This window comes from Paracoccus sulfuroxidans, from assembly GCF_007830335.1.
GTDB classification, from domain to species: Bacteria; Pseudomonadota; Alphaproteobacteria; order Rhodobacterales; family Rhodobacteraceae; genus Paracoccus; species Paracoccus sulfuroxidans.
Genome location: NZ_VLKU01000005.1, coordinates 238,586 through 261,247 on the forward strand (window position 1 = coordinate 238,586; position 22,662 = coordinate 261,247).

At 64.7% G+C, this 22,662-nt stretch carries 26 protein-coding genes and 2 riboswitches; of the genes, 15 read left to right on the forward strand and 11 right to left on the reverse strand.

Translation table 11 applies throughout. The features are described 5' to 3' along the window. The first annotated feature begins 43 nt into the window (after positions 1 to 43). Entirely contained in the window at positions 44 to 1,216 is a 1,173-nt protein-coding gene (gene rlmN, locus IQ24_RS10120; protein WP_145397831.1) for a dual-specificity RNA methyltransferase RlmN, read from the forward strand. 69 nt (positions 1,217 to 1,285) lie between these two features. On the opposite strand, the gene IQ24_RS10125 is transcribed toward rlmN, so the two are convergent. Further along, positions 1,286 to 3,220 carry a Hint domain-containing protein gene (locus IQ24_RS10125; RefSeq protein ID WP_145397832.1) on the reverse strand — a complete coding sequence of 645 codons (1,935 nt, stop codon included), beginning with the start codon at positions 3,218 to 3,220 and terminating at the stop codon, positions 1,286 to 1,288. Between the two features lie 441 nt (positions 3,221 to 3,661). Here IQ24_RS10125 and gpmI point away from each other — a divergent pair, with 441 nt between their 5' ends. From gpmI to IQ24_RS10145, 4 genes are read left to right on the forward strand one after another with little or no spacing between them, the layout of a single operon-like run. Next, positions 3,662 to 5,185, forward strand: a complete 1,524-nt coding sequence (gpmI, locus tag IQ24_RS10130; protein WP_145397833.1) for a 2,3-bisphosphoglycerate-independent phosphoglycerate mutase — start codon at positions 3,662 to 3,664, stop codon at positions 5,183 to 5,185. Further along, complete coding sequence (locus IQ24_RS10135) at positions 5,182 to 6,411, forward strand: murein hydrolase activator EnvC family protein (RefSeq protein WP_145397834.1); 1,230 nt, start codon at positions 5,182 to 5,184, stop codon at positions 6,409 to 6,411. Before gpmI ends, IQ24_RS10135 begins: the two co-directional genes overlap by 4 nt. Next, entirely contained in the window at positions 6,408 to 7,826 is a 1,419-nt protein-coding gene (locus IQ24_RS10140) for a S41 family peptidase (RefSeq protein ID WP_242008063.1), read from the forward strand. The genes IQ24_RS10135 and IQ24_RS10140 overlap by 4 nt, the downstream gene beginning before the upstream one ends. Continuing rightward, a complete protein-coding gene (locus tag IQ24_RS10145; protein ID WP_145397835.1) occupies positions 7,826 to 8,323 on the forward strand; it encodes an RNA pyrophosphohydrolase in 498 nt (165 codons plus the stop codon). The genes IQ24_RS10140 and IQ24_RS10145 overlap by 1 nt, the downstream gene beginning before the upstream one ends. Positions 8,324 to 8,392: 69 nt before the next feature. Here IQ24_RS10145 and IQ24_RS10150 read toward each other — a convergent pair whose 3' ends face one another. Both IQ24_RS10150 and IQ24_RS10155 read right to left on the reverse strand, forming a co-directional pair. Next, complete coding sequence (locus tag IQ24_RS10150) at positions 8,393 to 9,655, reverse strand: lytic murein transglycosylase (RefSeq protein ID WP_145397836.1); 1,263 nt, start codon at positions 9,653 to 9,655, stop codon at positions 8,393 to 8,395. A 133-nt stretch (positions 9,656 to 9,788) separates the two neighbouring features. Continuing rightward, entirely contained in the window at positions 9,789 to 10,121 is a 333-nt protein-coding gene (locus IQ24_RS10155; protein ID WP_145397837.1) for a hypothetical protein, read from the reverse strand. A 55-nt stretch (positions 10,122 to 10,176) separates the two neighbouring features. On the opposite strand from IQ24_RS10155, the gene IQ24_RS10160 reads away from it, so the two are divergent. Continuing rightward, positions 10,177 to 10,647, forward strand: coding sequence for a YbaK/EbsC family protein (locus IQ24_RS10160; RefSeq protein WP_145397838.1), 471 nt, complete (start codon positions 10,177 to 10,179; stop codon positions 10,645 to 10,647). Between the two features lie 52 nt (positions 10,648 to 10,699). Here IQ24_RS10160 and IQ24_RS10165 read toward each other — a convergent pair whose 3' ends face one another. Together IQ24_RS10165 and dapD are read right to left on the reverse strand one after the other, a co-directional pair. Continuing rightward, positions 10,700 to 10,951 carry a GlsB/YeaQ/YmgE family stress response membrane protein gene (locus tag IQ24_RS10165; RefSeq protein ID WP_145397839.1) on the reverse strand — a complete coding sequence of 84 codons (252 nt, stop codon included), beginning with the start codon at positions 10,949 to 10,951 and terminating at the stop codon, positions 10,700 to 10,702. A 126-nt stretch (positions 10,952 to 11,077) separates the two neighbouring features. Further along, a complete protein-coding gene (gene dapD / locus IQ24_RS10170; RefSeq protein WP_145397840.1) occupies positions 11,078 to 11,902 on the reverse strand; it encodes a 2,3,4,5-tetrahydropyridine-2,6-dicarboxylate N-succinyltransferase in 825 nt (274 codons plus the stop codon). 95 nt (positions 11,903 to 11,997) lie between these two features. Here dapD and IQ24_RS10175 point away from each other — a divergent pair, with 95 nt between their 5' ends. After that, a complete protein-coding gene (locus IQ24_RS10175; protein ID WP_145397841.1) occupies positions 11,998 to 12,825 on the forward strand; it encodes an LOG family protein in 828 nt (275 codons plus the stop codon). Here IQ24_RS10175 and IQ24_RS10180 read toward each other — a convergent pair. The 4 genes from IQ24_RS10180 to IQ24_RS10195 all read right to left on the reverse strand — a co-directional run bounded on the left by IQ24_RS10180 (position 12,822) and on the right by IQ24_RS10195 (position 14,883). After that, on the reverse strand, positions 12,822 to 13,340 hold the full coding sequence (locus IQ24_RS10180) for a hypothetical protein (protein WP_145397842.1): 519 nt from the start codon (positions 13,338 to 13,340) through the stop codon (positions 12,822 to 12,824). The two genes, IQ24_RS10175 and IQ24_RS10180, sit on opposite strands and share 4 nt — an antisense overlap. Before the next feature lie 108 nt (positions 13,341 to 13,448). After that, positions 13,449 to 13,916: a 23S rRNA (pseudouridine(1915)-N(3))-methyltransferase RlmH gene (gene rlmH, locus IQ24_RS10185; RefSeq protein ID WP_145397843.1), complete on the reverse strand. Its 468-nt coding sequence runs from the start codon at positions 13,914 to 13,916 to the stop codon at positions 13,449 to 13,451. A gap of 3 nt (positions 13,917 to 13,919) precedes the next feature. Beyond that, entirely contained in the window at positions 13,920 to 14,357 is a 438-nt protein-coding gene (rsfS, locus tag IQ24_RS10190; RefSeq protein ID WP_145397844.1) for a ribosome silencing factor, read from the reverse strand. Between the two features lie 154 nt (positions 14,358 to 14,511). Further along, positions 14,512 to 14,883 (reverse strand): hypothetical protein, encoded by a 372-nt coding sequence (locus tag IQ24_RS10195; protein WP_145397845.1) that lies wholly within the window; start codon positions 14,881 to 14,883, stop codon positions 14,512 to 14,514. A gap of 296 nt (positions 14,884 to 15,179) precedes the next feature. Here IQ24_RS10195 and leuC point away from each other — a divergent pair, with 296 nt between their 5' ends. Next, positions 15,180 to 16,616, forward strand: coding sequence for a 3-isopropylmalate dehydratase large subunit (leuC, locus tag IQ24_RS10200; RefSeq protein ID WP_145397846.1), 1,437 nt, complete (start codon positions 15,180 to 15,182; stop codon positions 16,614 to 16,616). Positions 16,617 to 16,635: 19 nt separating this feature from the next. On the opposite strand, the gene IQ24_RS10205 is transcribed toward leuC, so the two are convergent. After that, positions 16,636 to 17,214 (reverse strand): hypothetical protein, encoded by a 579-nt coding sequence (locus tag IQ24_RS10205; RefSeq protein ID WP_145397847.1) that lies wholly within the window; start codon positions 17,212 to 17,214, stop codon positions 16,636 to 16,638. 92 nt (positions 17,215 to 17,306) lie between these two features. Here IQ24_RS10205 and leuD point away from each other — a divergent pair, with 92 nt between their 5' ends. The 6 genes from leuD to bluB all read left to right on the forward strand — a co-directional run bounded on the left by leuD (position 17,307) and on the right by bluB (position 21,362). Beyond that, positions 17,307 to 17,912: a 3-isopropylmalate dehydratase small subunit gene (gene leuD / locus IQ24_RS10210; protein ID WP_145397848.1), complete on the forward strand. Its 606-nt coding sequence runs from the start codon at positions 17,307 to 17,309 to the stop codon at positions 17,910 to 17,912. Beyond that, positions 17,903 to 18,955: an endonuclease/exonuclease/phosphatase family protein gene (locus IQ24_RS10215; protein WP_145397849.1), complete on the forward strand. Its 1,053-nt coding sequence runs from the start codon at positions 17,903 to 17,905 to the stop codon at positions 18,953 to 18,955. The genes leuD and IQ24_RS10215 overlap by 10 nt, the downstream gene beginning before the upstream one ends. A 50-nt stretch (positions 18,956 to 19,005) precedes the next feature. After that, a riboswitch (cobalamin riboswitch) is annotated at positions 19,006 to 19,196 on the forward strand. 38 nt (positions 19,197 to 19,234) lie between these two features. Next, entirely contained in the window at positions 19,235 to 19,408 is a 174-nt protein-coding gene (locus tag IQ24_RS10220; RefSeq protein ID WP_145397850.1) for a CbtB domain-containing protein, read from the forward strand. After that, positions 19,408 to 20,106 carry a CbtA family protein gene (locus tag IQ24_RS10225; RefSeq protein WP_145397851.1) on the forward strand — a complete coding sequence of 233 codons (699 nt, stop codon included), beginning with the start codon at positions 19,408 to 19,410 and terminating at the stop codon, positions 20,104 to 20,106. The genes IQ24_RS10220 and IQ24_RS10225 overlap by 1 nt, the downstream gene beginning before the upstream one ends. A gap of 87 nt (positions 20,107 to 20,193) precedes the next feature. Continuing rightward, positions 20,194 to 20,739: a hypothetical protein gene (locus IQ24_RS10230; RefSeq protein WP_145397852.1), complete on the forward strand. Its 546-nt coding sequence runs from the start codon at positions 20,194 to 20,196 to the stop codon at positions 20,737 to 20,739. Further along, a complete protein-coding gene (gene bluB / locus IQ24_RS10235) occupies positions 20,736 to 21,362 on the forward strand; it encodes a 5,6-dimethylbenzimidazole synthase (protein ID WP_145397853.1) in 627 nt (208 codons plus the stop codon). Before IQ24_RS10230 ends, bluB begins: the two co-directional genes overlap by 4 nt. A gap of 3 nt (positions 21,363 to 21,365) precedes the next feature. Here the strand turns inward: bluB and cobO are convergent, their stop codons facing one another. Next, positions 21,366 to 21,977 carry a cob(I)yrinic acid a,c-diamide adenosyltransferase gene (gene cobO, locus IQ24_RS10240; protein WP_145397854.1) on the reverse strand — a complete coding sequence of 204 codons (612 nt, stop codon included), beginning with the start codon at positions 21,975 to 21,977 and terminating at the stop codon, positions 21,366 to 21,368. A gap of 39 nt (positions 21,978 to 22,016) precedes the next feature. After that, positions 22,017 to 22,217, forward strand: a riboswitch (cobalamin riboswitch). An 88-nt stretch (positions 22,218 to 22,305) separates the two neighbouring features. Between cobO and IQ24_RS10245 the strand changes: the two genes are divergently transcribed. After that, positions 22,306 to 22,659, forward strand: coding sequence for a DUF1636 family protein (locus IQ24_RS10245; RefSeq protein ID WP_145397855.1), 354 nt, complete (start codon positions 22,306 to 22,308; stop codon positions 22,657 to 22,659). Positions 22,660 to 22,662 lie beyond the last annotated feature (3 nt).

The following is a 22,662-nucleotide window of genomic DNA, read 5'->3' on the forward strand; positions in this document are numbered from 1 at the left end:
CCCTATATAGGCCCATTCCCCTGTTCTCGTCGGACGCCAAGCCATGACAGCCCCGATCACGCAAGACCTGCTGACCATTCCGCGCAAACTGCCCGAAACCGGGCTGCGCAACATCGTCGGCCTGACCCGCGATGAGCTTCGCGACGCGCTGATCGAGGCAGGCACGCCCGAAAAGCAGGCCAAGATGCGCGTGGGCCAGATCTGGCAATGGGTCTATCACTGGGGCGTGCGCGACTTTGCCCTGATGACCAACCTCGCCAAGGACTACCGCGCGCAGTTGGCCCAGCATTTCGAGATTGCCCTGCCCGAGATCGTCACGCGGCAGGTCTCGGCGGATGGCACGCGCAAGTACCTGCTGAAGATCGCCGGCGGACATGAGGTCGAGACCGTCTATATCCCCGAGGAGACGCGCGGCACACTTTGCATCTCCAGCCAAGTGGGCTGCACGCTGACCTGCTCGTTCTGCCACACTGGCACGCAGAAGCTGGTGCGCAACCTGACGGCAGGCGAGATCGTCGGTCAGGTCATGGTCGCCCGCGACGATCTGGGCGAATGGCCCCAGCCCGGCGCGCCGAAAGATGAGACGCGGCTGGTCTCGAATGTCGTGCTGATGGGCATGGGCGAGCCGCTTTACAATTTCGACAATGTCCGCAACGCGATGAAGGTCGTGATGGATGGCGAGGGCATCAGCCTGTCGCGCCGCCGCATCACCCTGTCGACCAGCGGCATCGTCCCCGAGATTGCCAAGACCGCCGAGGAAATCGGCTGCCTGCTGGCCGTCAGCTTCCACGCCACCACCGATGAGACCCGCGACAAGCTGGTTCCGGTGAACAAGAAGTGGAACATCGAGACCCTGCTGGGGGCGCTGCGCGAATACCCGCGCCTGTCGAACTCGGAACGCATCACCTTTGAATATGTGATGCTGGACGGGGTGAACGACAGCGATGCCGACGCCCGCCGTCTGGTCAAGCTGATCCAGGGCATTCCGGCGAAGATCAATTTGATCCCCTTCAACGAATGGCCCGGCGCGCCCTACAAACGCTCCAGCTGGGAGCGGATCGAGTCCTTCGCCGATATCGTCCACAAGGCAGGCTATGCCTCGCCCATCCGCACCCCCCGGGGCGAGGATATCATGGCGGCCTGCGGCCAGCTGAAATCCGCGACCGAGCGTGGCCGCAAGTCCAAGGCCGAGATCGCGGCTGAAACCGGGGCGTGATCCCTTACAGCCCGGCATGAAAAAACGCCCGGAGTAATCCGGGCGCTTTTCGTTTCGGGGCCGCGCCGGTCAGCTGACCAGCGGGCGTTCGTTCTGAATGTGGCGCACAACCAGCTTGCGGGTCATGCGGCCCGAGGCCAGCGGCCGGGCAGGCGCGGCTTCCGTGCCGTCGCGCAGCTCGGGGAAGATCTGATAGATTTCCTCAAGCAGCTGCGGCCCGACCGATTTCAGCGCTTCATCCCCGGCGAACAGCGACTCGGATTCCGCGCCATTGGCGAAGACGATCTCATGCGCATCGAACATGAAGTGCACATAGGTCACCTCGGTCAGGTCCGTGGCAATGTCGACACCCTCGATCTGCAGAAGTTGCTTTGCGGCGACCAGAACCTCGGGCGCGCCGAACATGCGCTGCGCGATCTTCGAGCGGACCAGCATCCGATGCTGGGGCGAGACGACCAGATCCTCGGCAGGCAGTCCCGCACCCAAGGCTCCCTTGCGGATCCGGATGGGGTGGATCTTCGGCGCCGCAGCCAGTTCACCGGCGCTCAGCTTGCGCTGGCCGACCCAGCGGATGGGCTGCAAGCCGTGGTCGCGGGTCTGGACCATGTCGCCCGCCTTCAGTGCTCCGGCTGCGATGAACCCGGTCTCGGACTGGATCAGAGCGTCCGCGGCGAAACAGACGACGCGGGTATTCTCATAGGTCAGATCTTCCGGACGAACGGGAACCCCGTTGTTCAGGATCGTGAACATGAAATCCGGCAAGCCGTTGACCGGGTTGAACGAATCCAGCCGACCATCAGACTGGTCGTCACGCAGCCATTCCAGCGGCGTCTTGTAGTGAGAGCCCGTCTCGCGGTTGAAGATCTCCATATTCGCAACGTTGTAATAGCCGCTGAGATCGACCAGATCGTTGTTGTTCAGATCACCGTCGCGGATATTGCCTTCGCCGCCAGTGTTGAAATCGGTGATCGTGTCGCCAATCCCCGCGATGAAGGTATCCCAGCCCTGACCGCCGGTCAGCGTGTCGTCGCCCGCACCGCCGTCCAGCAGGTCGTTGCCATCGCCGCCGGATATAACATCCGTACCGTCATCGCCGAACAGAATGTCATTTCCGGCGCCACCGTCGATCGTGTCATTCCCGGCACCGCCACGGATGCTGTCATCCCCCGCGCCGCCCAGAATGCTGTCATTGCCACCATCGCCGTAAAGCGTGTCATTGCCGTCACCACCGTCGATGGTGTCATTTCCATCGCCGCCACGGATGCTGTCATCGCCACCGTCGCCGTTCAGGACGTCCGCGCCGGTGCCGCCATCGATGGTGTCATTGCCGCCGCCGCCATGGACCGTGTCGTTGCCGTCGCCCGCGTTGATGATGTCCGCGCCATCGCCCGCACCCGGGCCCGCCGTGTCATCGCCCCAGATCAGGTCATCGCCGATCCCGCCATTGATCGTGTCCGCTCCGGCGCCGCCGATGACGGTATCATTGCCCTCACCCGCCTCGACCGAGTCATTGCCGGTGCCCGCGTCCACGCTGTCATTGCCGTTGTTGGCGTGAATCGTGTCGTTGCCGGTGCCACCGATCAGGACATCGTCACCATGCTCGCTATAGATGACGTCGTTGCCGCTGCCGCCATCGATGGTGTTGTTGCCGCTGCCGCCACCGCCGCGCAGAGTGTCGTTGCCAGCCCCGCCATAGATCTGGTTGTTGCCGCTGCCACCGTCGATCTCATCATCGCCGTCGTCGCCATAAATCAGATCGTCGCCCGCATCGCCCCAGATCGAGTCATTGCCCGCGCCGCCATGAATGGTGTCATTGCCATTGCCGCCGCTGATGCGGTCGTCGCCGTCACCACCGCTCAGCACGTCGTCGCCGTCATCGCCCCAGATGGTGTCATTGCCGCCATTGCCCTCGATGAGGTCATTGCCCGCACCACCGTGGAATTCATCGTTGGCCGAACTTCCCCGGAAAGTGTCGTTTCCTGCGCCGCCAGTAATCGTTGCCATGTTAGGAAATCTCCATACTCATTAAGGGGACAGACAGGACGCCACGCAGGCGCACACTCCGTCCAAAGGACGACATGATTTGACAGGTAAGAGGGTGGGCTTCTCAGCTTAGGCGGAAAGCCGACTGCAAAGCATGCGCATGAATGTTCGACCTGTGGGAATACCCACGGGCAAGCCGATTGCGGATGTCAGGGAAAACTTGTGCGCCATACTAGTCACCATACAGACGATGTTAATCAATCGCGGTTCCAAGTTCACAATACTCGGTAATCCAATTCCTTCAATGGTGAATAAACTGTATATCGGGACAGGTTCCGACACACCCACAATGGCTTTTCCTGCGGGCAGCAGCGTCACAGCTGATTGAACTTCCCCGCGCCAACCTTGCTCATCCGGCGGCTTTCAGCGTAGAAGCCAACGCGACACTCTGCCGAGGGCCAGATGACCAATCCCAAACCCGTTGTTCTGTGCATTCTTGATGGCTGGGGCATTTCCGACCGCCCCGAGCAAAGCGCGCCGGACCAGGCACGGACCCCGAATTTCGACCGGCTGATGGCGCGCGATCCGCATGCCACGCTGATCACCTTCGGCCCGGATGTCGGATTGCCGATGGGACAGATGGGCAATTCCGAGGTGGGGCACACGAATATCGGCGCCGGGCGCATCGTCGCCATGGATCTGGGGCAGATCGATCTGGCCATCGAAAACGGCTCTTTCTACCAGAACCCGCAGATCGGCGATTTCATCGCGCGGCTGCAGGCCAGCGGCGGGACCGCGCATCTGATGGGCGTCGTCTCGGATGGCGGCGTGCACGGGCATATCCAGCATCTGATCGCCTCGGCCCGCGCGATTGCCGAGGCAGGCATTCCGGTGGTGATCCACGCGGTCACCGATGGCCGCGACGTGCCGCCGCGTTCCGCGCTTGGCTTCCTGACCGAGCTGAAGGGGAACCTGCCCGAAGGCGTGCGCATCGGCTCGGTCATCGGGCGCTATTACGCCATGGACCGCGACAATCGCTGGGAACGCGTGATGAAGGCCTATGCGGCGATGGTGCCTGCCGTGGGCCTGCACGCCCGCAGCGCGGCCGAAGCCGTCACCCATTCCTATCAGCGCGACGAATCCGACGAATTCGTCATGCCGACGGTGCTCGACGGCTATGAGGGCGCGAAGGACGGCGACGGCTTCTTCTGTCTGAACTTCCGCGCCGACCGCGCGCGCGAGATTCTGGCCGCCATCGCCCAGCCCGATTTCGACAAGTTCGACATCTCGACCCGTCCGAACTGGGCGGCGGTTTTGGGCATGGTCGATTATTCGGCGCTACACGACACCTATATGTCCTCGGCCTATCCGAAGATGCGGCTGGTGAACACGCTGGGCTCATGGGTGGCGCAGCGCGGCCTGCGCCAGTTCCGGCTGGCCGAGACCGAGAAATACCCGCATGTCACCTTCTTCCTGAACGGCGGGAATGAGGAGATCGAGGCCGGAGAGGCGCGCTTCATGCCCTCAAGCCCCAAGGTCGCGACCTATGACCTAGCGCCGGAAATGGCCGCGCCCGAGGTCAGCGCCAAACTGGTCGAGGCGATCGAGGATGGCTACGATCTGATCGTGGTGAACTACGCGAACCCCGATATGGTCGGCCATACCGGCAGCCTGCCCGCCGCGATCCGCGCCTGCGAGGTCGTGGATCAGGGGCTGGGCCTGATGCTGGATGCGCTCGACAAGGTCGGTGGCGCGGCGGTGGTCATCGCCGACCACGGCAATTGCGAAACCACCATCGACCCGGTCACCGGCGGCCCGCACACCGCCCATACCGTCAACCCCGTCCCCGTCATCGTCCATGGCGCCCCGGCAGGCGCGACCCTGCGCAGCGGCCGTCTGGCCGATGTCGCGCCCACGGTACTGGACCTGATGGGGCTTCCGCTTCCGCCCGAGATGACCGGGACCTCACTGATCGTACCGGCATGAGACTGACCCTTCTGTTCCCGGCGCTTGCCGCTTTTTCCATCGCCAGCGGCGCGCCCGCGCAGACCGCCACACCCGCCTCGTCGGGCAATGAGCAGATCACCCAGGCCTCGCAGGAAGCCTCGGCTGCGGCTCAGATGCTGCGCGACGCCGTGGGGCAGCTCGATCAGGCGCTGACGCAGGACGATCAGGTCGTCGCCCTGACCGAGATGATCCGCGCCTATGAGCTGGGGCTCGCCAGCCTGCGCGACGGGCTGCGCCGGGCAGGCGTGCGCGAGCAAGAGATCCGCCGCGATTTCGAAGGCCGCCGCGAAAAGCTCAGCCGCGTTCTGGGGGTGATGACCTCGATGGAACGCTCGCCCGAGACGATGCTGCTTTTGCACCCCGCAGGCCCCGAGGCGACCGCGCGCTCGGGCATGATCCTGGCCTCCGTCGCCCCGTCCCTGCGTGCCGAGGCCGAGGAAATCCAGTCGAAGCTGCAGGAAATCCGCGAGGTCCGTGCCCTGCAACTCAGCGCCGCGAACACGCTGGCGCAGGGGCTGCAACAGGTGCAGGAGGCGCGGCGGCTGCTGGCCAGCGCCGTCACCGACCGCTCGAGCATGCCGATCCGCTTTGGCGAGGACCCGCAGGAAATCACCCGGCTGCTGCAATCGGCCGATACGCTGGACGCTTTCGCCAGCGGCATTGCCGGGATGGAGCAGGACGTGGGCGCGCCCATGGCCGATTTCGAAGGCGCGCAGGGCAGCCTGCCGCTGCCTGCGATCGGCAAGCTGGTGCATGGCTATGACCAGCCCGACGCCTCGGGCACCCGCCGCCCCGGCATCGTCATCGGCACGCCGCCCTCGGCGCTGGTGACCGCGCCCTGGCCCGCCACGATCCGCTATCGCGGGCCGCTCTTGGATTACGGCAATGTGATGATCGTTGAACCCGCGCGGGGATATTTGATGATATTTGCCGGTCTCGCGCAGGTCTTTGGCGAGCCGGGCGACGTGCTGCAAGCAGGCGAGCCCGTGGGAATGATGGGGGGCAATGTCCCCTCGGCGCAGGAATTCGGTGCGGAATTCGTGGCCAACGCCGCCGCAGGCGGGGGGGCTGGCCAGACCGAGACACTGTATGTTGAACTTCGCAAGGGCAAGGAAACACTGGACCCGACCGACTGGTTCGTGATGAATCCTATTGTTGGCGAAGCTAACCGTAACGCAAATGGGCAGGACGGAACGACGGAATGAAACAGTATCTACTGGCAGGAGCAATCGGAGCGCTTTCCGGCGTCGTCGTTGCCACCCAATTCGCCGGCCCTCTGGTCGCGCAGGAATCCGGCAAGAACAGCTCGATCTATGAACAGCTTGACCTGTTCGGCAATGTCTTCGAACGCGTCCGCGCCGACTATGTCGAGCAGGTGGACGACAAGAAGCTGATCGAGGCGGCGATCAACGGCATGCTGACCTCGCTGGACCCGCACAGCTCGTTCCTGTCGGCCAAGGATTACGAAGACATGCAGACCCAGACCCGTGGCAGCTTCGGCGGCCTGGGGATCGAGGTCGGTCAGGAAGACGGGCTGGTGAAGGTCATCTCGCCCATCGACGACACGCCTGCCGCCGAAGCGGGCGTGAAGCCCGGCGATTTCATCACCCATGTGAACGGGGAATCGCTGATGGGCCTGTCGCTGGACGAGGCCGTCGAAAAGATGCGCGGGCCGGTCGGCTCGGAGATCAAGATCACCATTCTGCGCGAAGGCGAAAAGGAACCGTTCGACCTGACCATCGTGCGCGACACGATCAAGCTGACCGTGGTCAAGACCCGGGTCGAGGGTCATGCGGTCGTCCTGCGCGTCTCGACCTTCAACGACGAGACCTATTCGACCCTGAAATCCGAGATGGAGAAAGCCATCAAGGACGCGGGCGGCATCGACAAGGTCACGGGCTTTGTCCTTGACCTGCGCAACAACCCCGGCGGCCTGCTGAATCAGGCCATCGAAGTGTCGGACGCCTTCCTCGACCGGGGCGAGATCGTCTCGACCCGTGGCCGCAAGCCCGAGGAAAGCGAGCGCTGGAATGCCGCCGCTGGCGATCTGGCGCAGGGACGTCCGATGGTCGTGCTGATCAACGGCGGCTCGGCCTCGGCGTCGGAAATCGTCACGGGTGCGCTGCAGGATCATCGCCGCGCCATCGTCGTGGGCACGAAAAGCTTCGGCAAGGGCTCGGTCCAGACGGTCATGCCGGTGACCGCCGACAGCGCCATCCGCCTGACCACCGCGCGCTATTACACGCCGTCGGGCCGCTCGATCCAGGCCATGGGCATCAACCCCGACATCATCGTCGAACAGCCCGCCGCGCGGCCGACGGATGAAGAGGAAAACAAGCCACGCAGCGATTCGCGTTTCCTCAGCTCGGAAGCCGATCTGCGTGGCGCGCTGAACAACGACGCCATCTCGGACGAAGAAAAGCGCCAGATCGAGGAAGAGGCCAAGCAGGTCGAAGCCACCGCCAAGCTGCGCGAAGAGGATTATCAGCTGGCCTATGCCGTCGATATCCTCAAGGGCCTTGCGGCGGTCGAATACCGCTCGGCCGAGGCCAAGGAGCCTGCGCAGGCCGCGACCGAGGGTGAGGGTTCCGGCGCTGCCGATGGCGGGGCGCAGAACTGATGACCTCTGACGACAAGCAGCTCGGTCCCGCCGGGCTGCCCTATCGCCCCTGCGCGGGCATCGTGCTGGTCAATGCCGACGGGCTGGTCTTTGCCGGGCTGCGCATCGACAGCGCCGCCGAGGCCTGGCAGATGCCGCAGGGCGGGATCGACAAGGGCGAGACTGCGCGCGAAGCCGCCCTGCGCGAGCTGGGCGAGGAAATCGGCGTCGCCCCCGCCATGGTCGAGGTGCTCGCCGAAAGCGCCGACTGGATCTACTACGATCTGCCCGAGGAGTTGCTGGGCAAGGTCTGGAAGGGCAAATACGGCGGCCAGAAGCAGAAGTGGTTCCTGCTGCGCTTCAACGGCACCGATGCCGATATCGACATCCAGACCGAACACCCCGAATTCAAGCGCTGGCAATGGACCACGAAAGAGGAGCTGGTCGAGAAGATCGTCCCCTTCAAGCGCGCCGTCTATGAACAGATCGTGGCCGAGTTTCGCGACCATCTGGCCTGATCGCACCGGATCTGCGGCAATGAAAAAGGCGGCCCCGAGGCCGCCTTTTCTGTCTTTGCGGCCGCGCGATCAGCGGCGCAGCTGATCCAGCAGGATCGAGGTCGGATAGCCGTCCGGCGTCACCCCGATCGAACGCTGATAGGCCGAAACCGACTCCATCGTGGCCGAGCCGAACAGACCGTCGATCTCGCCCTGATAGAAGCCTTTCTGGGCCAGACGGCGCTGGATTTCCTCGCGCTCGGAGGTCGAGAGCGGGCGGTCGTTGCGCGGCCACGAGCCCTGGATGCCCGAACGGCCCGCGATCCGCTCTCCCAGATAAGAGACACCAAGCGCGTAATTGTCCGAGTTGTTGTAGCGCAGGATCGAGCGGAAGTTGTCGGTGATCAGGAAGGCCGGGCCACGCGCGCCCGCCGGCATGATGATCGAGCCGCCGCCCGGCAGCGCGCCGCCGCCCAGACGCCGCACGCCCTGTGCCGACCAGTCGGCCGCCGATTTGCGGTTGCCCTTGCCGATCTGCCCCATGTTGAAATTGGCCGGAAGCTGCACCTCCGCGCCCCAGGTCTGGCCACGCTGCCAGCCGGTGCGGGCCAGATAGGCCGCCGTCGAGGCCAGTGCATCGGTCGGATCGTCCGACCAGATGTCGCGGCGGCCATCGCCGTTGAAATCGACCGCATATTCCAGGAAAGAGGTCGGCATGAACTGGGTGTGGCCCATCGCACCGGCCCAGCTGCCCAGCATATGCTCGGGGTCGGTGTCGCCCGCCTGCAGGATCTTCAGCGCGGCGATCAGCTGGTTCTGGAACATCTCGCCCCGGCGGCCGTCATAGGCCAGCGTGGTCAGCGAGGGGATGATCTGCATCTTGCCGCGGTTCGCGCCGAAGTTCGATTCCATGCCCCAGACGGCCAGCACGATCTCGCGCGGGACGCCGTAGCGCTGCTCGATGGCGGCCAGCGTGCGCCCGTGCTGCGCCAGCATCTGACGCCCGGTGTTGATGCGCGCATCCGAGACGGCGCTGTCCAGATACAGCCAGACCGGGCGCGAGAACTCGGCCTGTTTGCGGTCAAGGCGGATCACATCGGGATTGTAGCGCGCGATGCGCATGGCGCGGTCATAGGTCTGGGGCGAGATCCCCGCCGACAGCGCGCGCGGACGGAAGGTCTGGACGAAGCGCTGCAGCCCGGCCTCATCGCCCGCCGAGGCGGCGGGAATGGGGGCGGCAACGACCGGGCCGGTGTTGGCCATGCCGGGGGCGCGGTTCATCGCCACGCCGCAGCCCGAAACAGCCGCGATCATCATGAATGAGATCGCCGCGCGAGGTATAGAAATCGTCATGTCACTGCCTGTCCCGATGGTGCTTATTGCGGTTTTACAGGATTCTAGCGCAAGCACGGCGGGTTGGATAGGGTGCGGCGCGGGCGAAGTTTCCTTGCAAATCAAGCTGACAGGCGTGTTTTCGCTGCGCCGGTCAGGCCTCGTCCGCTTCCTCGTCGCCGTAGAAGGCTTCCATCTGCGCGACGATCACCGCGTTCTCGTCCTGCGCGCGCTGCATCAGGGCGCGCTCCTCCTCGGGGATCTCATGCCCCTCGGCCAGCCGCTCCTCGATGGTGCCGTGGCCGATTACCTCGATCGGGTTCAGCCCCGCCTGCTTCAGGATGGCGACGGTTTCGCGCACCGCCTCATCCTCCGAGACGCCCGAGGCATAGCAGACCAGCGCCGCGCCCGTGGCATCCTCGGGCAGGCCGTCGTCATCCTTGCGTGCCACCTCGACCAGCAGCGTATAGACGTTCTGTTCCGCCATGGCTTTTCCTTTGCAGTCAGATGCGATCATATCACCCGGAATGTCGGAGGAAACAATGAGCAAGAGCCTGAAACGCGTGCAATCCGCACTGGAAGCGGCCGGAATCACGGTCGATGTCCGGGAAATGGGCGAAAGCACGCGGACCGCCATTGAGGCCGCGAATGCCGTCGGCTGCGAGGTGGACCAGATCGCGAAATCGATCATCTTTCGCGGCGAGAACTCCGGCCATGTCGTGTTGTTCCTGACGGCGGGCGGCAACAAGGTCGACGCGGCCAAGGCGACCGAGGTGGCGGGCCAGCCCCTTGGCAAGGCCGATGCCAACCTGATCCGCACCGAGACCGGCTTTGCCATCGGCGGCGTCGCGCCCGTGGGCCATCTAACGCAGATCGAGGCGTGGATGGACCCAAGGCTGCAGGAATTCGACACCGTCTGGGCCGCTGCGGGCACGCCGCGCCATGTCTTCGCGATCTCGCCTGACGATCTGCTGCGGATCACCGGTGCGCAGGTAGCGGCCTTCACCGGCTAGGCCGCCCACATCCGGTCATGAAAAAGGGGCGTGAACCGCCCCTTTTTTCGCTCTATCCCGCGACCGCTCGATAGGCCCATATCAGGACCACCGCGCCGATCAGCCCGGCGACCCCTTGCGCCAACCAGCTTCCGGCCTGCGCATTCAGGCCCAGAATACCCAGAAGCGCATTGCCGACAATCGCCCCGACGATCCCAAGGATGATGTTGAGCAACATCCCGGTGTCAGCCTTCATGATGGCGCTGGCGATCCAGCCCGCAAAGCCACCGACGATGATCGCGGCCAACCAACCCAAGCCCTGCATCTGCAAACTCCCGTTTTGAAAACCCTGTTTCATCAACGCGAAAATGCTGATTCGGTTCAGCGGACTTAGTGAAATTCCATCGGGAGGACGGATCGGACAGGCGGATGCCCCGCCTGCCCGCTGAAATCAGTCGCGCAGAAGTTCGTTGATCGAGGTCTTCGAGCGGGTCTTGGCGTCCACGCGCTTCACGATCACCGCGCAGTAGAGGTTCACGCCGTTCTTCGACGGCAGCGAGCCCGAGACGACCACCGAACCGGCGGGCACTTCGCCATACATGACCTCACCGGTCTCACGGTCGACGATCTTGGTCGACTGGCCGATGTAAACGCCCATGCCCAGCACCGAGCCCTCGCGGACGATCACGCCCTCAACGACTTCCGAGCGCGCGCCGATGAAGCAGTTGTCCTCGATGATGGTGGGGCCCGCCTGCATCGGCTCCAAGACGCCGCCGATGCCGACGCCGCCCGAGAGGTGCACGTTCTTGCCGATCTGCGCGCAGGAGCCGACCGAGGCCCAGGTGTCAACCATCGTGCCCTCGTCGACATAGGCGCCGACGTTGACGAAGGACGGCATCAGGACCGCGCCCTTGGCGATGAAGGCCGATTTGCGCACGACACAGCTGGGGACAGCGCGGAAACCCGCGTCCTTCCAGCGGTTCTCGCCCCAGCCCTTGAACTTGCTGTCAACCTTGTCCCACCAGCCGCCGCCCTGCGGGCCGCCCTCGTGGATCTCCATATCCTTGATGCGGAAACCCAGCATGACGGCCTTCTTCGCCCATTGATTGACGTGCCAGTCGTTTCCGCGTTTCTCGGCGACGCGCAGCGTGCCGTTGTCGAGGGCCTCCAGCGTGGCTTCGATGGCGTCGCGGGCCTCGCCAGTGGTGGCCGAAGTGATCTGGTCACGGTTTTCCCAGGCGGCTTCGATGGCGGCTTCAAGGGCGTCATTCGACATGGGTATCTCTCTCTCGGGTGGAAACAGGTCACCAAGGGCTATAAGCCGGAGGGATGTACCGTGCAATCCGCGCACAGCCCGTGTCAGAGGTTTCGATGATGGACGAAGACGAACGCAGCCACCCTTTCCGCGACAGCCACCAGGATGCCGCCGCCGCCCGCAAGACGCCCGACCCGCCGCAAACGCGGGCTCCGGCCTATCGTCTGGCCTTCACCGACACAGATTTCCTGCTGCGTGAGGAGCTGCGCCCGGTCCGGCTGCAGCTTGAACTGCTGAAGCCCGAAATGGTGATGGATGCCCGCGGCATCAAAAGCACCATCGTGATGTTCGGCGGCGCCCGGATCCCCTCGCCCGCCAATGCCGGATCGGCGCGTACACCCGCACTGGCCGAGCTTTCGCATTATTACGATGAGGCCGAGCGTTTCGCCTATCTGATGACCCAGCGCAGCCAGCAAAGCTATGGCCGCGAGAATGTCATCTGCACCGGCGGCGGGCCGGGCGTGATGGAGGCCGGGAACAAGGGCGCGGCCGAGGCGGGCGGTATCTCGATCGGCCTGTCGATCGTGCTGCCGCATGAGCAGGCGCCGAACGAATATGTGACGCCGGATCTGTGCTTCAACTTCCACTATTTCGCCATTCGCAAGATGCATTTCCTGATGCGCGCCAAGGCGATCACCATTTTCCCCGGCGGTTTCGGCACGCTCGACGAGATGTTCGAGGCCCTGACCCTGATCCAGACCGGGCGCATGAAGCGCGTGCCCTTCCTGCTGTTCGGTCGGAAGTTCTGGGAAACCGTCATCAACTGGAAGGCGCTGGCCGAGGCGGGCACGATCAGCGACGAGGATCTGGAGCTGTTCAGCTTTGTCGACACCGCCGACGAGGCCGTCGCGATCATCGACGGTTGGTCCGATCCCTGTGACTAAAGCCGCTGGCCCGGCCACCAGGCGATGAAATCCTGCGGCCCGATGCGGCGGGGCAGGCTGCGGTCGGGGCGCGCGTTCTGCGCCTCGGCCTGACGGACGGCTTCGCGCGCGGCCTTTCGGTAAACCTCATACGAGTGCTCCAGCCGCAGATGCTGCGGCGAAGGGTCAGAGGTGGCGCGGATGATGATGGTGCCGCGCTTCAGGGCATTCTGGAAGGATTGGTCGTCCTGATGTAGCGCCATCAGCACCTTGATGACCTGCGCCCGAAAGATCGCGCGGTCCTGCGGGACCTCAGCCTGCCCCACGCCCTGCCCGCGCGCCATGGGCCGCTTTTGCGGAAGCTGTGCGTGCTCACGTCCCAGTCCTGCGCCTTGCGGATCTGATGATTGTTCGACGGGCCGCAGGTCAGACGGTTTGGCCTGCGCCAAAATCTCGTGACTGCGCGCGACAGTCGCAGTGGTGGTGATGCCCAAGCCCCCCGGACGAGGAACGGCGGCGGCGGTGGTTGCAAACATGGCGCGCCCTTCGGATTCCTGAAACCTCGAATCCCATGATAGCCGAAACTCGCCGCATTCTATCGGTGGCGGGGCGAGAAAGTTCTTAGAATTTGATGAAACACCGGCTTATTCGCGGTGATAGGGGCTGCCTGACAGGATGGTCGCGGCGCGGTAAAGCTGTTCGCTCAGCATCACCCGAGCCAACATATGTGGCCAGACCATGCGGCCAAAGCTGATCGCCAGATCGGCGCGGTCGCGCAGCTCGGGCGCGATGCCGTCCGCGCCGCCGATGACAAAGGCGATGTCGCGGGCCTGATCCCGCCATGAGGCGATGCGGCTGGCCAGCTCGGGCGAGGTCAGCATCTGCCCCCGCTCATCCAGCACGACCACCGCCGCGCCGTCCGGGATGGCGCGCGCCAGCAACGGCGCTTCGGCGGCCATGCCGCCACCGCGCTTGTCCTCGACCTCGGTCAGGGTGATCGCCGGCAGACCCAAGGGCCGGCCGGTCTTGGCGAACCGGTCAAGGTAATCTGCAATCAGTTGCGCCTCGGGGCCCTGCCGCAGCCGCCCGACGGCGGCAACGACCATGCGCATGTCTTAGTTCCCGGCCTGCTCGGCCGAGTGATCGGCGCGCAGCCGGTCCAGCGTGGGTGAACGCAGCGCATCTGCGGGCATCCACATCTTTTCCAGCTGATAGAACTCGCGGACCTCGGGGCGGAAGACATGGACGATGACGTCATCCGTGTCGATCAGCACCCAGTCGCCGGTCGCCTTGCCTTCGACACGGGCGGTCCGGCCGGTTTGTTCCTTCAGCCGCTCGACCAGCTTTTCAGCAATCGAGGCCACCTGCCGCGACGAACGACCCGAGGCCACGACCATGTGATCGGCCATGGCCGAACGGCCGCGAAGGTCGATAGACACGACATCTTCGGCCTTGTCATCTTCAAGGGATGCCAGAATGCGGTCCAGCAACTGATCACTGCTCAGCTTGGTGGCCGCGACGGTCGCTGCCGACTGTTCCGTCGGCGAGACGATATTGGACAGGGGTTAATCCTCCAGTCTTCGCGCCGATCGCCTCCGGCGCAGAGGTAGTTACCAATTTAGCATGGTTTCGCCTCTGCTCAATGCCCCAGCCCGTCAAATGCCGCCAATGTGCGGCAAAAGCACAGCCCCGCGTCAAAACATCGCGTCAGAACATCTCGGGCCTTGGGAAGATGGTGCCCACCGGGATCGGTTCGAAATCAGAGCGATAGACTGTGTATTGCTTGCATTCGGGCTGATCCATGATGTCCTTGCCCTTCAGCGAGCATTCCGCCTGAATGCGCGGCCCGTCGTTCATCCGGAAGCCCACATCGGCCAGCGGATCGTCCATCTGGTACTGCCCCTTGCCGAAGAAATTCCGCCCCTCGACGATGACCAGATCATCGAGCGCGCTGCCGCCCGGATAAAACATCAGGCTGACGCGGCCGCCATCGGGCTTCGTGCCCGCCAGATCAGCCGGAAAGCAGCCCGCCAGCGCCAGCACCATCAATCCGGCCACAGCAAGAAAATCGTATCGCAATGTTTCAGGCCCCATCCCGTTTCGTCCTGCCTCTGGCTAGCGCGAGAAGCTTAAGAAGCCGTAAACGCAATGCACGCCCGAGGATGTTGCCTGACGCCAAAAACAGGCGTATCAAGCGATTCATGCGAGGATTCATTTATTTCGACATACATGACCGCGCCCGCCTTCCGGGTCGGTTCTTTGGCGAAAGCCTGTCAGTCTACGCGCGACTTTGACGGGTCGGGCGCGCATGCGCCCTGCTGCGACGATGCAGCCTTCCAGTGACTTTCCAGCTACTCTTTCAGAGAGAGACAGCCATGAGCGGCAACAGCAACGCGGGCGCACCCCGCACCCTCTATGACAAGATCTTCGATGCGCATGTGGTCGACCGTTCGGACGACGGCACCTGCATCCTCTATATCGACCGCCATCTGGTCCATGAAGTGACCTCGCCTCAGGCCTTTGAAGGGCTGCGCATGGCGGGCCGCAAGGTCCACGCGCCGGAACGCACGATTGCCGTGCCGGACCATAACGTGCCGACGACCGCCGACCGCGTGAACGGGATCGAAAACCCGGAAGGCCGCATTCAGGTTGCGGAACTCGACAAGAACGCGCGCGAATTCGGGCTGAACTATTACCCGATGAACGACATCCGGCAGGGTATTGTCCACATCGTCGGACCCGAGCAGGGCTGGACCCTGCCCGGCATGACCGTCGTTTGCGGCGACAGCCACACCGCGACGCATGGCGCCTTTGGCGCGCTGGCCCATGGCATAGGCACGTCCGAGGTCGAGCATGTTCTGGCGACGCAAACGCTGATCCAGAAGAAATCGAAGAACATGAAGGTCGAGATCACCGGCAAGCTGCGTCCGGGCGTTACCGCCAAGGACATCACGCTGGCCGTCATCGGCAAGACCGGCACGGCGGGCGGCACGGGCTATGTCATCGAATATTGCGGCGAAGCGATCCGCGATCTGTCGATGGAAGGCCGCATGACCGTCTGCAACATGGCGATCGAAGGTGGCGCGCGCGCCGGTCTGATCGCGCCTGACGACAAGACCTTCGCCTATTGTCAGGGCCGCCCGCACGCGCCGAAGGGCGCGGCATGGGAGGCCGCCGTCAGCTGGTGGAAGACCCTCTTCACCGATGAGGGCGCGCATTGGGACAAGGTCATCACCATCCGCGGCGAGGATATCGCCCCGGTCGTGACCTGGGGCACCAGCCCCGAGGACGTTCTGGCGATCACCGACAAGGTTCCCGCGCCCGAGGATTTCGAAGGCGGCAAGGTCGAGGCCGCGCGCCGCAGCCTTGACTACATGGGCCTGACCCCCGGAACCCCGCTGAATGAGATCAAGATCGACGCGGTCTTCATCGGCTCCTGCACCAACGGCCGGATCGAGGATCTGCGCGCCGCTGCGGGCATCCTGAAAGGCAAGCATCTGGCCCAAGGCGTGCGGGGCATGATCGTGCCCGGCTCGGGTCTGGTCAGGATGCAGGCCGAGGAAGAGGGTCTGGACAAGATCTTCACCGATGCCGGTTTCGAATGGCGTCTGGCCGGTTGCTCGATGTGTCTGGGGATGAACCCCGACCAGCTGGCACCGGGCGAGCGTTGCGCCGCGACCTCGAACCGCAACTTCGAGGGCCGCATGGGCCGTGGCGGGCGTACCCACCTGATGTCGCCGGTCATGGCGGCAGCGGCGGGTATCGCCGGTCACCTGACCGACGTGCGCGAGCTTCTGGCCGAAACCGTCTGATGAACTGGCAGCCGGGCCCTTAACGGGTCCGGCGCAGCAGCATCAGGGCATTGACCGCAATCAGCAGCAGCCCGGCATTCTCGAACAGGAAGTTGAACTTGATGTTCGCGAAATCCCGGTTGATGAGCATATCGACGTGATGAAACCCGACCGCACGCACCATGACGAACGCGCTGAGAACGCCCAGGCCCACAAGGGCCAGGCCGTTCCAGCGCAGCTTGCGGCGCAGGGCGATCAGCGTCGTGACCAGCGCAACACTGACGGCCAGCAGCAGACCCAGGATGAACACCACCTGGACCGTCTGCCGGTTGTCATACCAGCCCTGCGCATGCGCAAGGCAGCGTCCGGTCGCGGTCAGGGCGGTCTGCAGGTCCAGTTGCTTGTTCGCCGCAAGCGCCAGCATCAGGACGGCCAGCACCACCCACAGCCCATATGCGGCCTTGGCCGGGCGACGCGCCACGACAAGGCAGGCCAGCACGAAACAGATCAGATAGCTGACCACCGTCAGCCAGCCGGTGATCTCGGGGTCGCCAATCTGAGGCGTCCAGTCGCGGGCAATGCAGGCGCGAAGGCCAGCCAGATCAGAAACACTCAACATTCAACTCATCATCCGTACGGTCTTGATCGATGCCTGATGGCACGGTCCGGATAACGACGACCGATACGGCAAGTCAATCTGCGAGGAAGCCTATGGACAAATTCACCACCCTGACCGGCATCGCCGCCCCCATGCCGCTGGTCAATATCGACACGGACATGATCATCCCCAAGCAGTTCCTGAAGACGATCCATCGCTCGGGTCTGGGCAAGAACCTGTTCGATGAGATGCGCTTCAACTCGGACGGGTCCGAGATCGCCGATTTCGTGCTGAACCAGCCCGCCTATCGCGAAAGCCAGATCATCGTCGCGGGTGACAACTTCGGCTGCGGCTCGTCGCGCGAGCACGCGCCCTGGGCCCTGCTGGATTTCGGCATCCGCTGTGTCATCTCGACCAGCTTCGCCGACATCTTCTACAACAACTGCTTCAAGAACGGCATCCTGCCGATCGTGCTGCCGCAAGAGGCCGTCGACGTGCTGATGGACGATGCCCGCAAGGGAGCCAACGCCCGCATCACCGTCGATCTTGAGGCCCAGACCGTCACCAGCTCGGACGGGCAGTCCTTCAGCTTCGAGATGGACCCCTTCCGCAAGCATTGCCTGCTGAACGGCCTCGACGACATCGGCCTGACGATGGAGAAGGCCACCAAGATCGACAGCTACGAATCGCAGATGGCGCAGAGCCGTCCGTGGGTCTGAAAACTCTGGCTGGGGCGGCGATTTTCGCCGCCCTTTTCCTTTCCGGCGCCGCCACTGCCGCCCCCCTTCGGATCGCGACCTTTGCCCCCGACCTGTCACGCGACGGGCCGGGGCTTCTGCTCCGCGACATCGAGAAGGGGGACGCGCAGGTGCAGGCGGTGGCCAAGGTCATCGCCGAGGCGCGGCCCGATATCCTGCTGCTGACCGATGTCGACTGGGACCATGACGGCAAGGCGCTGGCCGCATTCCTGACGGTTCTGCGCGCCGAGGGGTCGGAATTTCCGCATCACTTCACCGCCCGCCCGAATGCGGGCATGGCGACCGGGCTTGATCTGGATGGCGACGGGCGGCTCGGCACGCCCGACGACGCGCAGGGATATGGCGAATTCTCGGGTCAGGGCGGGCTCCTCCTGCTCTCGCGCCATCCCATTGGCCCAGTGATCGATCATTCAGGTTTCCTTTGGCGCGACCTGCCCGGCAATCGCATGCCCCCGCTGCCCGAGGAGGTGGCGCAGGTCCGCAGGCTGTCCTCGACCTCGCATTGGGATGCGGTGGTGCAGGTGGGCGGCCAGCCGCTGCATCTGCTGGCCATGTCGGCCTCGCCCCCGGTCTTTGGCCGGCGTGAGGGGCTCAACCGCGCCCGCAACCATGATGAGCTGGCGTTCTGGAGCCAACATCTGCCCGAAGGCCCCTTCATCCTGCTGGGCAATCTGAACGTCGATCCGCAGGACGGCGATGGCGACCGCGCCGCACTGACGCAGATCATGCAGCAGGTGACAGACCCCCAGCCCCGCAGCGCGGGCGGGACGGCGGCGGGCGCATCGGGCGTCAATGCGGGCCAGAAGGGCGACCCGGCCCTGGATACCGGCGATTGGGACGACCAGACCGGGCCCGGCAATCTGCGGGCCGACTATGTGCTGCCGCAAAAGGGGCTTACGGTGACCGGCGCGGGCGTCCTCTGGCCTCAGGACGGGTCGCTGTTGCAGACGGTGCTGACGGCCTCGCGCCACCGGCTGGTCTGGGTCGATCTGGACTGGCCCTAACGGCTGCGGATGCGACCTTGATCCTGCTTGCCGCGACGTCGCGATTTGGGATAGCATAAGCGCATACCGGTGTTTCGAACGGAACCAAAAGGGAATTCGGTGAGGCCATCGCCAAGTCCGAAGCCGCCCCCGCGACTGTCAGCGGAAAGCGGGCCCCAGATGCCACTGGCCAAAAGCCGGGAAGGCGGGAGCCCCGCGTAGATCCGCAAGCCAGGAGACCTGCCGGTATGGCAACCGCAATGTCGTCGGGTTGGACGACGGATAGGAAAGGGACAGGATATGTCCGCAAGAACCGCTCAGATCTCTGCAGGCCGCCAGTCGGCGCTGCTTCCCGCCGTTCTGGCTTTGGCCATAGGCTTCGGCATGGTCTTCGTCGCAGGTCTGGTGCAGGCCGAAACGCTGCATGACGCGGCACATGACACGCGCCACGCGACCGGCTTTCCCTGCCACTGATGTTTTCGCGCATTTTGACCAGCGGCTTGATCGCTGGTGCTGCAGCGGGGCTGATTGCCGCCCTTCTGCAGCTGTACTTCGTTCAGCCGGTGCTTCTGCATGCCGAGCTGTATGAATCCGGCCAACTGATCCATTTCGGGGCCGAGGCGGTCAGCGCCCACCCCGAGACCGGCGCCATCGACTGGACCCGCGACCTGCTGTCGGTGCTGTTCACCATGCTGGTCTATGCCGGTTACGGCCTGATGCTGGTGGCGCTGATGTCGCTGGCCGAAGGGAACGGGCATGAGGTCACCGCGCGCCAGGGCCTGATCTGGGGTCTGGCGGGCTATGTCACTATGCAGCTGGCACCAGCCTTCGGCCTTGCGCCCGAGGTGCCGGGCGTTGCCGCCGCCGATGTGCAGCTGCGCGCCTTCTGGTGGCTGGGCACTGCACTGGCGACGGGCGTGGCCCTGTGGCTGATCGCCTTTGGCCGCAACTGGGCCGCCTGGGGTGCCGCGATCATCCTGATCCTGGCGCCGCATCTGATCGGCGCGCCGCAGCCCGACGCCTTCGAAGGCACCGTCCCGCCCGAGCTTTCGGCCGAATTCGCCGGACGCGCCTTGGGCACCGGGCTGATGGCATGGACCCTGCTGGGCCTTTTCAGCGCCTGGCTTTGGCAGCGCGCCGGGCAGACGCAGGCAGCACCTGCCCACGCCTGAGCCGCAAGGCTTGGGACCACCTGATCGGGCCGGGCGGCTCAGTGCAGCCCGGCCCTTTTCCATTCCAGAATTCGCTAGGATATTCCCATGGATCGCTCGATTCCCATGTTGCTGATCGGTCTGGTGTTCGGCGGCGGCATCGGCTTTGTCGTGGCTGCCGCAAACGGCATCACGCTGGACGGGCATGACCACGGCGCGGGCATGGACCATGGCGCTGCCCATTCCGCAGGCGACACGCATGCCCATGGCCCCGCGATCGAGCTGCCTGCAGGCAGCGCTGCCGTCGGCCTGACGCTTGAGAAAGACAGCGTCGCGGGCTGGAACCTGTTCGTCGCGGCGCAGGGCTTCTGCTTTGCGCCGGATCAGGCAGGCAAGCCCAATGCCTCGGGTCAGGGGCATGCGCATCTTTACCTCGACGGCACCAAGATCGCGCGGCTTTACGGGCCGGCGCAGCATCTGGACAGCCTGCCCGCAGGCGGCACGCTGCGGGTCGAGCTGAACGGCAATGACCACAGCCCGCTTTCCATCGACGGTCAGCCGCTGGCGGCCTCGGTCACCGTGCCTGCGGACGCGGGGCCTGCCTCGGTCCGCGCTGGACAGGAGGCCCTTCCCCGCGCCACCCTCTGCCCATGACCGAATTCACCCAGACCGATTGCGACACCCTGAACCGCATCCTGCACTGGCGGAGGGACGTGCGGCATTTCCGCACCGATCCCGTGCCGCCAGACCTGCTGGACCAGCTTCACGCGGCGATGGAGACCGCGCCCTCGGTCGGGAACTCGCGCCCCTGGCGGGTGATGAGCGTCGAAAGCCCCGAGCTGCGCGCCCGCATCCGCGATGAGTTTCAGGACTGCAACGCCAGCGCCTCCGAGCGCTACGAGGACGCACAGCGCGCCGAATACCTGCGGCTGAAGCTGGCCGGGCTGGACCACGCGCCGGTGCAACTGGCGATCTTCACCGACACGAACCCGCCCGAGGGGCACGGGCTTGGCCGCCAGACCATCCCCGAGACGCTGCACCAGTCGACCGCCATGGCCATCCACGGGCTGTGGCTGGTGGCCCGCGCGCTGAACCTGGGCGTCGGGATGCTGTCGATCCTGCGCCCCGAGCGTGTGGCCCGCATCCTGACCGCCCCCAAGGGCTGGGAATTCAGCGCCTATCTGTGCGTCGGCTGGCCCGAGTTCACCGATGACACGCCGCTGCTGCACCGCGTCGGCTGGCAGCAGAACACCGATCGCGACTGGCTACGGCGCTAGGCCTCAGAACTCGACGCCCGCCTGCGCCTTGATGCCATCGCGGAACGGGTGCTTGATCAGCGTCATCTCGGTGACCAGATCGGCCAGCTCGATCAGCTCATCCTTGGCGTTGCGCCCGGTCAGCACGACATGCGTCATGGGGGGCTTTTCGTCCCGCAGGAAGGCCACGACCTCGGCCACGTCCAGATAGTCATAGCGCAGCGCAATGTTGATTTCGTCCAGCAGGACCATACGAATCTGCGGGTCGCGGATCAGCTCCTTGGCCTTTTCCCAACCGGCGCGGGCGGCGGCGATGTCCCGCTCGCGGTCCTGGGTTTCCCAGGTGAAGCCCTCGCCCATCGCGTGGAACTGGCACAGATCGGCGAAGTTTTCGGTCAGCAGGCGGCGCTCTCCGGTGTCCCAGCCGCCCTTGATGAACTGCACGACGGCGCAGGGCATGTCATGGGCGATGGCGCGCAGAATCATCCCGAAGCCCGAGGATGACTTGCCCTTCCCCTTGCCCGTATGGACGATGACCAGGCCTTTCTCGCCCTGCTTGCCCGCCATCATCTTGTCGCGGGCGGCCTTGATCTTGGCCATTTTCTGGGCGTGGCGGGTGTTCTCATCGGCTTCCATCAGCGGTTCCTCCTGCTTGACAAGACGGGGGCGGACGCGCACAGACAAGGCTGCGCAGGTTCCTGTCGTAAGGCAGGTGAAAAGGGAATGCGACAGGGAATCCCCTGAAAGCAGCCGCCCCCGCGACCGTGACCGGAAAGGTCGCACCACGCCACTGGCCCATGCCGGGAAGGCGGTGCGACCGTGGGGCGAGCCCCCGAATCCGCAAGCCGGGAGACCTGCCTGCGCAAGGATTTGACCGGCGGACGGGGTGTTCCGAAACGGGGATTGCGGGGCACTTGCCCCTGCCTTCCTTGCCCCCCCTCTGCCCCAGGATGGAAAAGGGCGCATGACCGTCACGCTTCACGTCTGCATCACCTGTCGCGCGGGCCAGCCCGTGCTTGAGGGCGAAGCCGTGCCCGGCGCGCGCCTGCATGCCGCCCTGACCGCTGAACCCGCGCCCGAGGGCGTGCGGATCGTGCCGGTCGAATGCCTCTCGGCCTGTTCGAACGGGGCGGCGGTGGCGCTCAGCGCGCCGGGGTGCTGGACCTATGTCTATGGCCAGATGTCCGACGCCGACGCCCCCGAGATCCTTGCAGGCGCCGCCGCCTATGCCGCGACCACGGACGGCATCGTCCCCTGGCGCGAGCGTGTCCAGATTTTCCGCAAGCGCAGCCTCGCGCGTATTCCTCCGATTGGGTAAGAT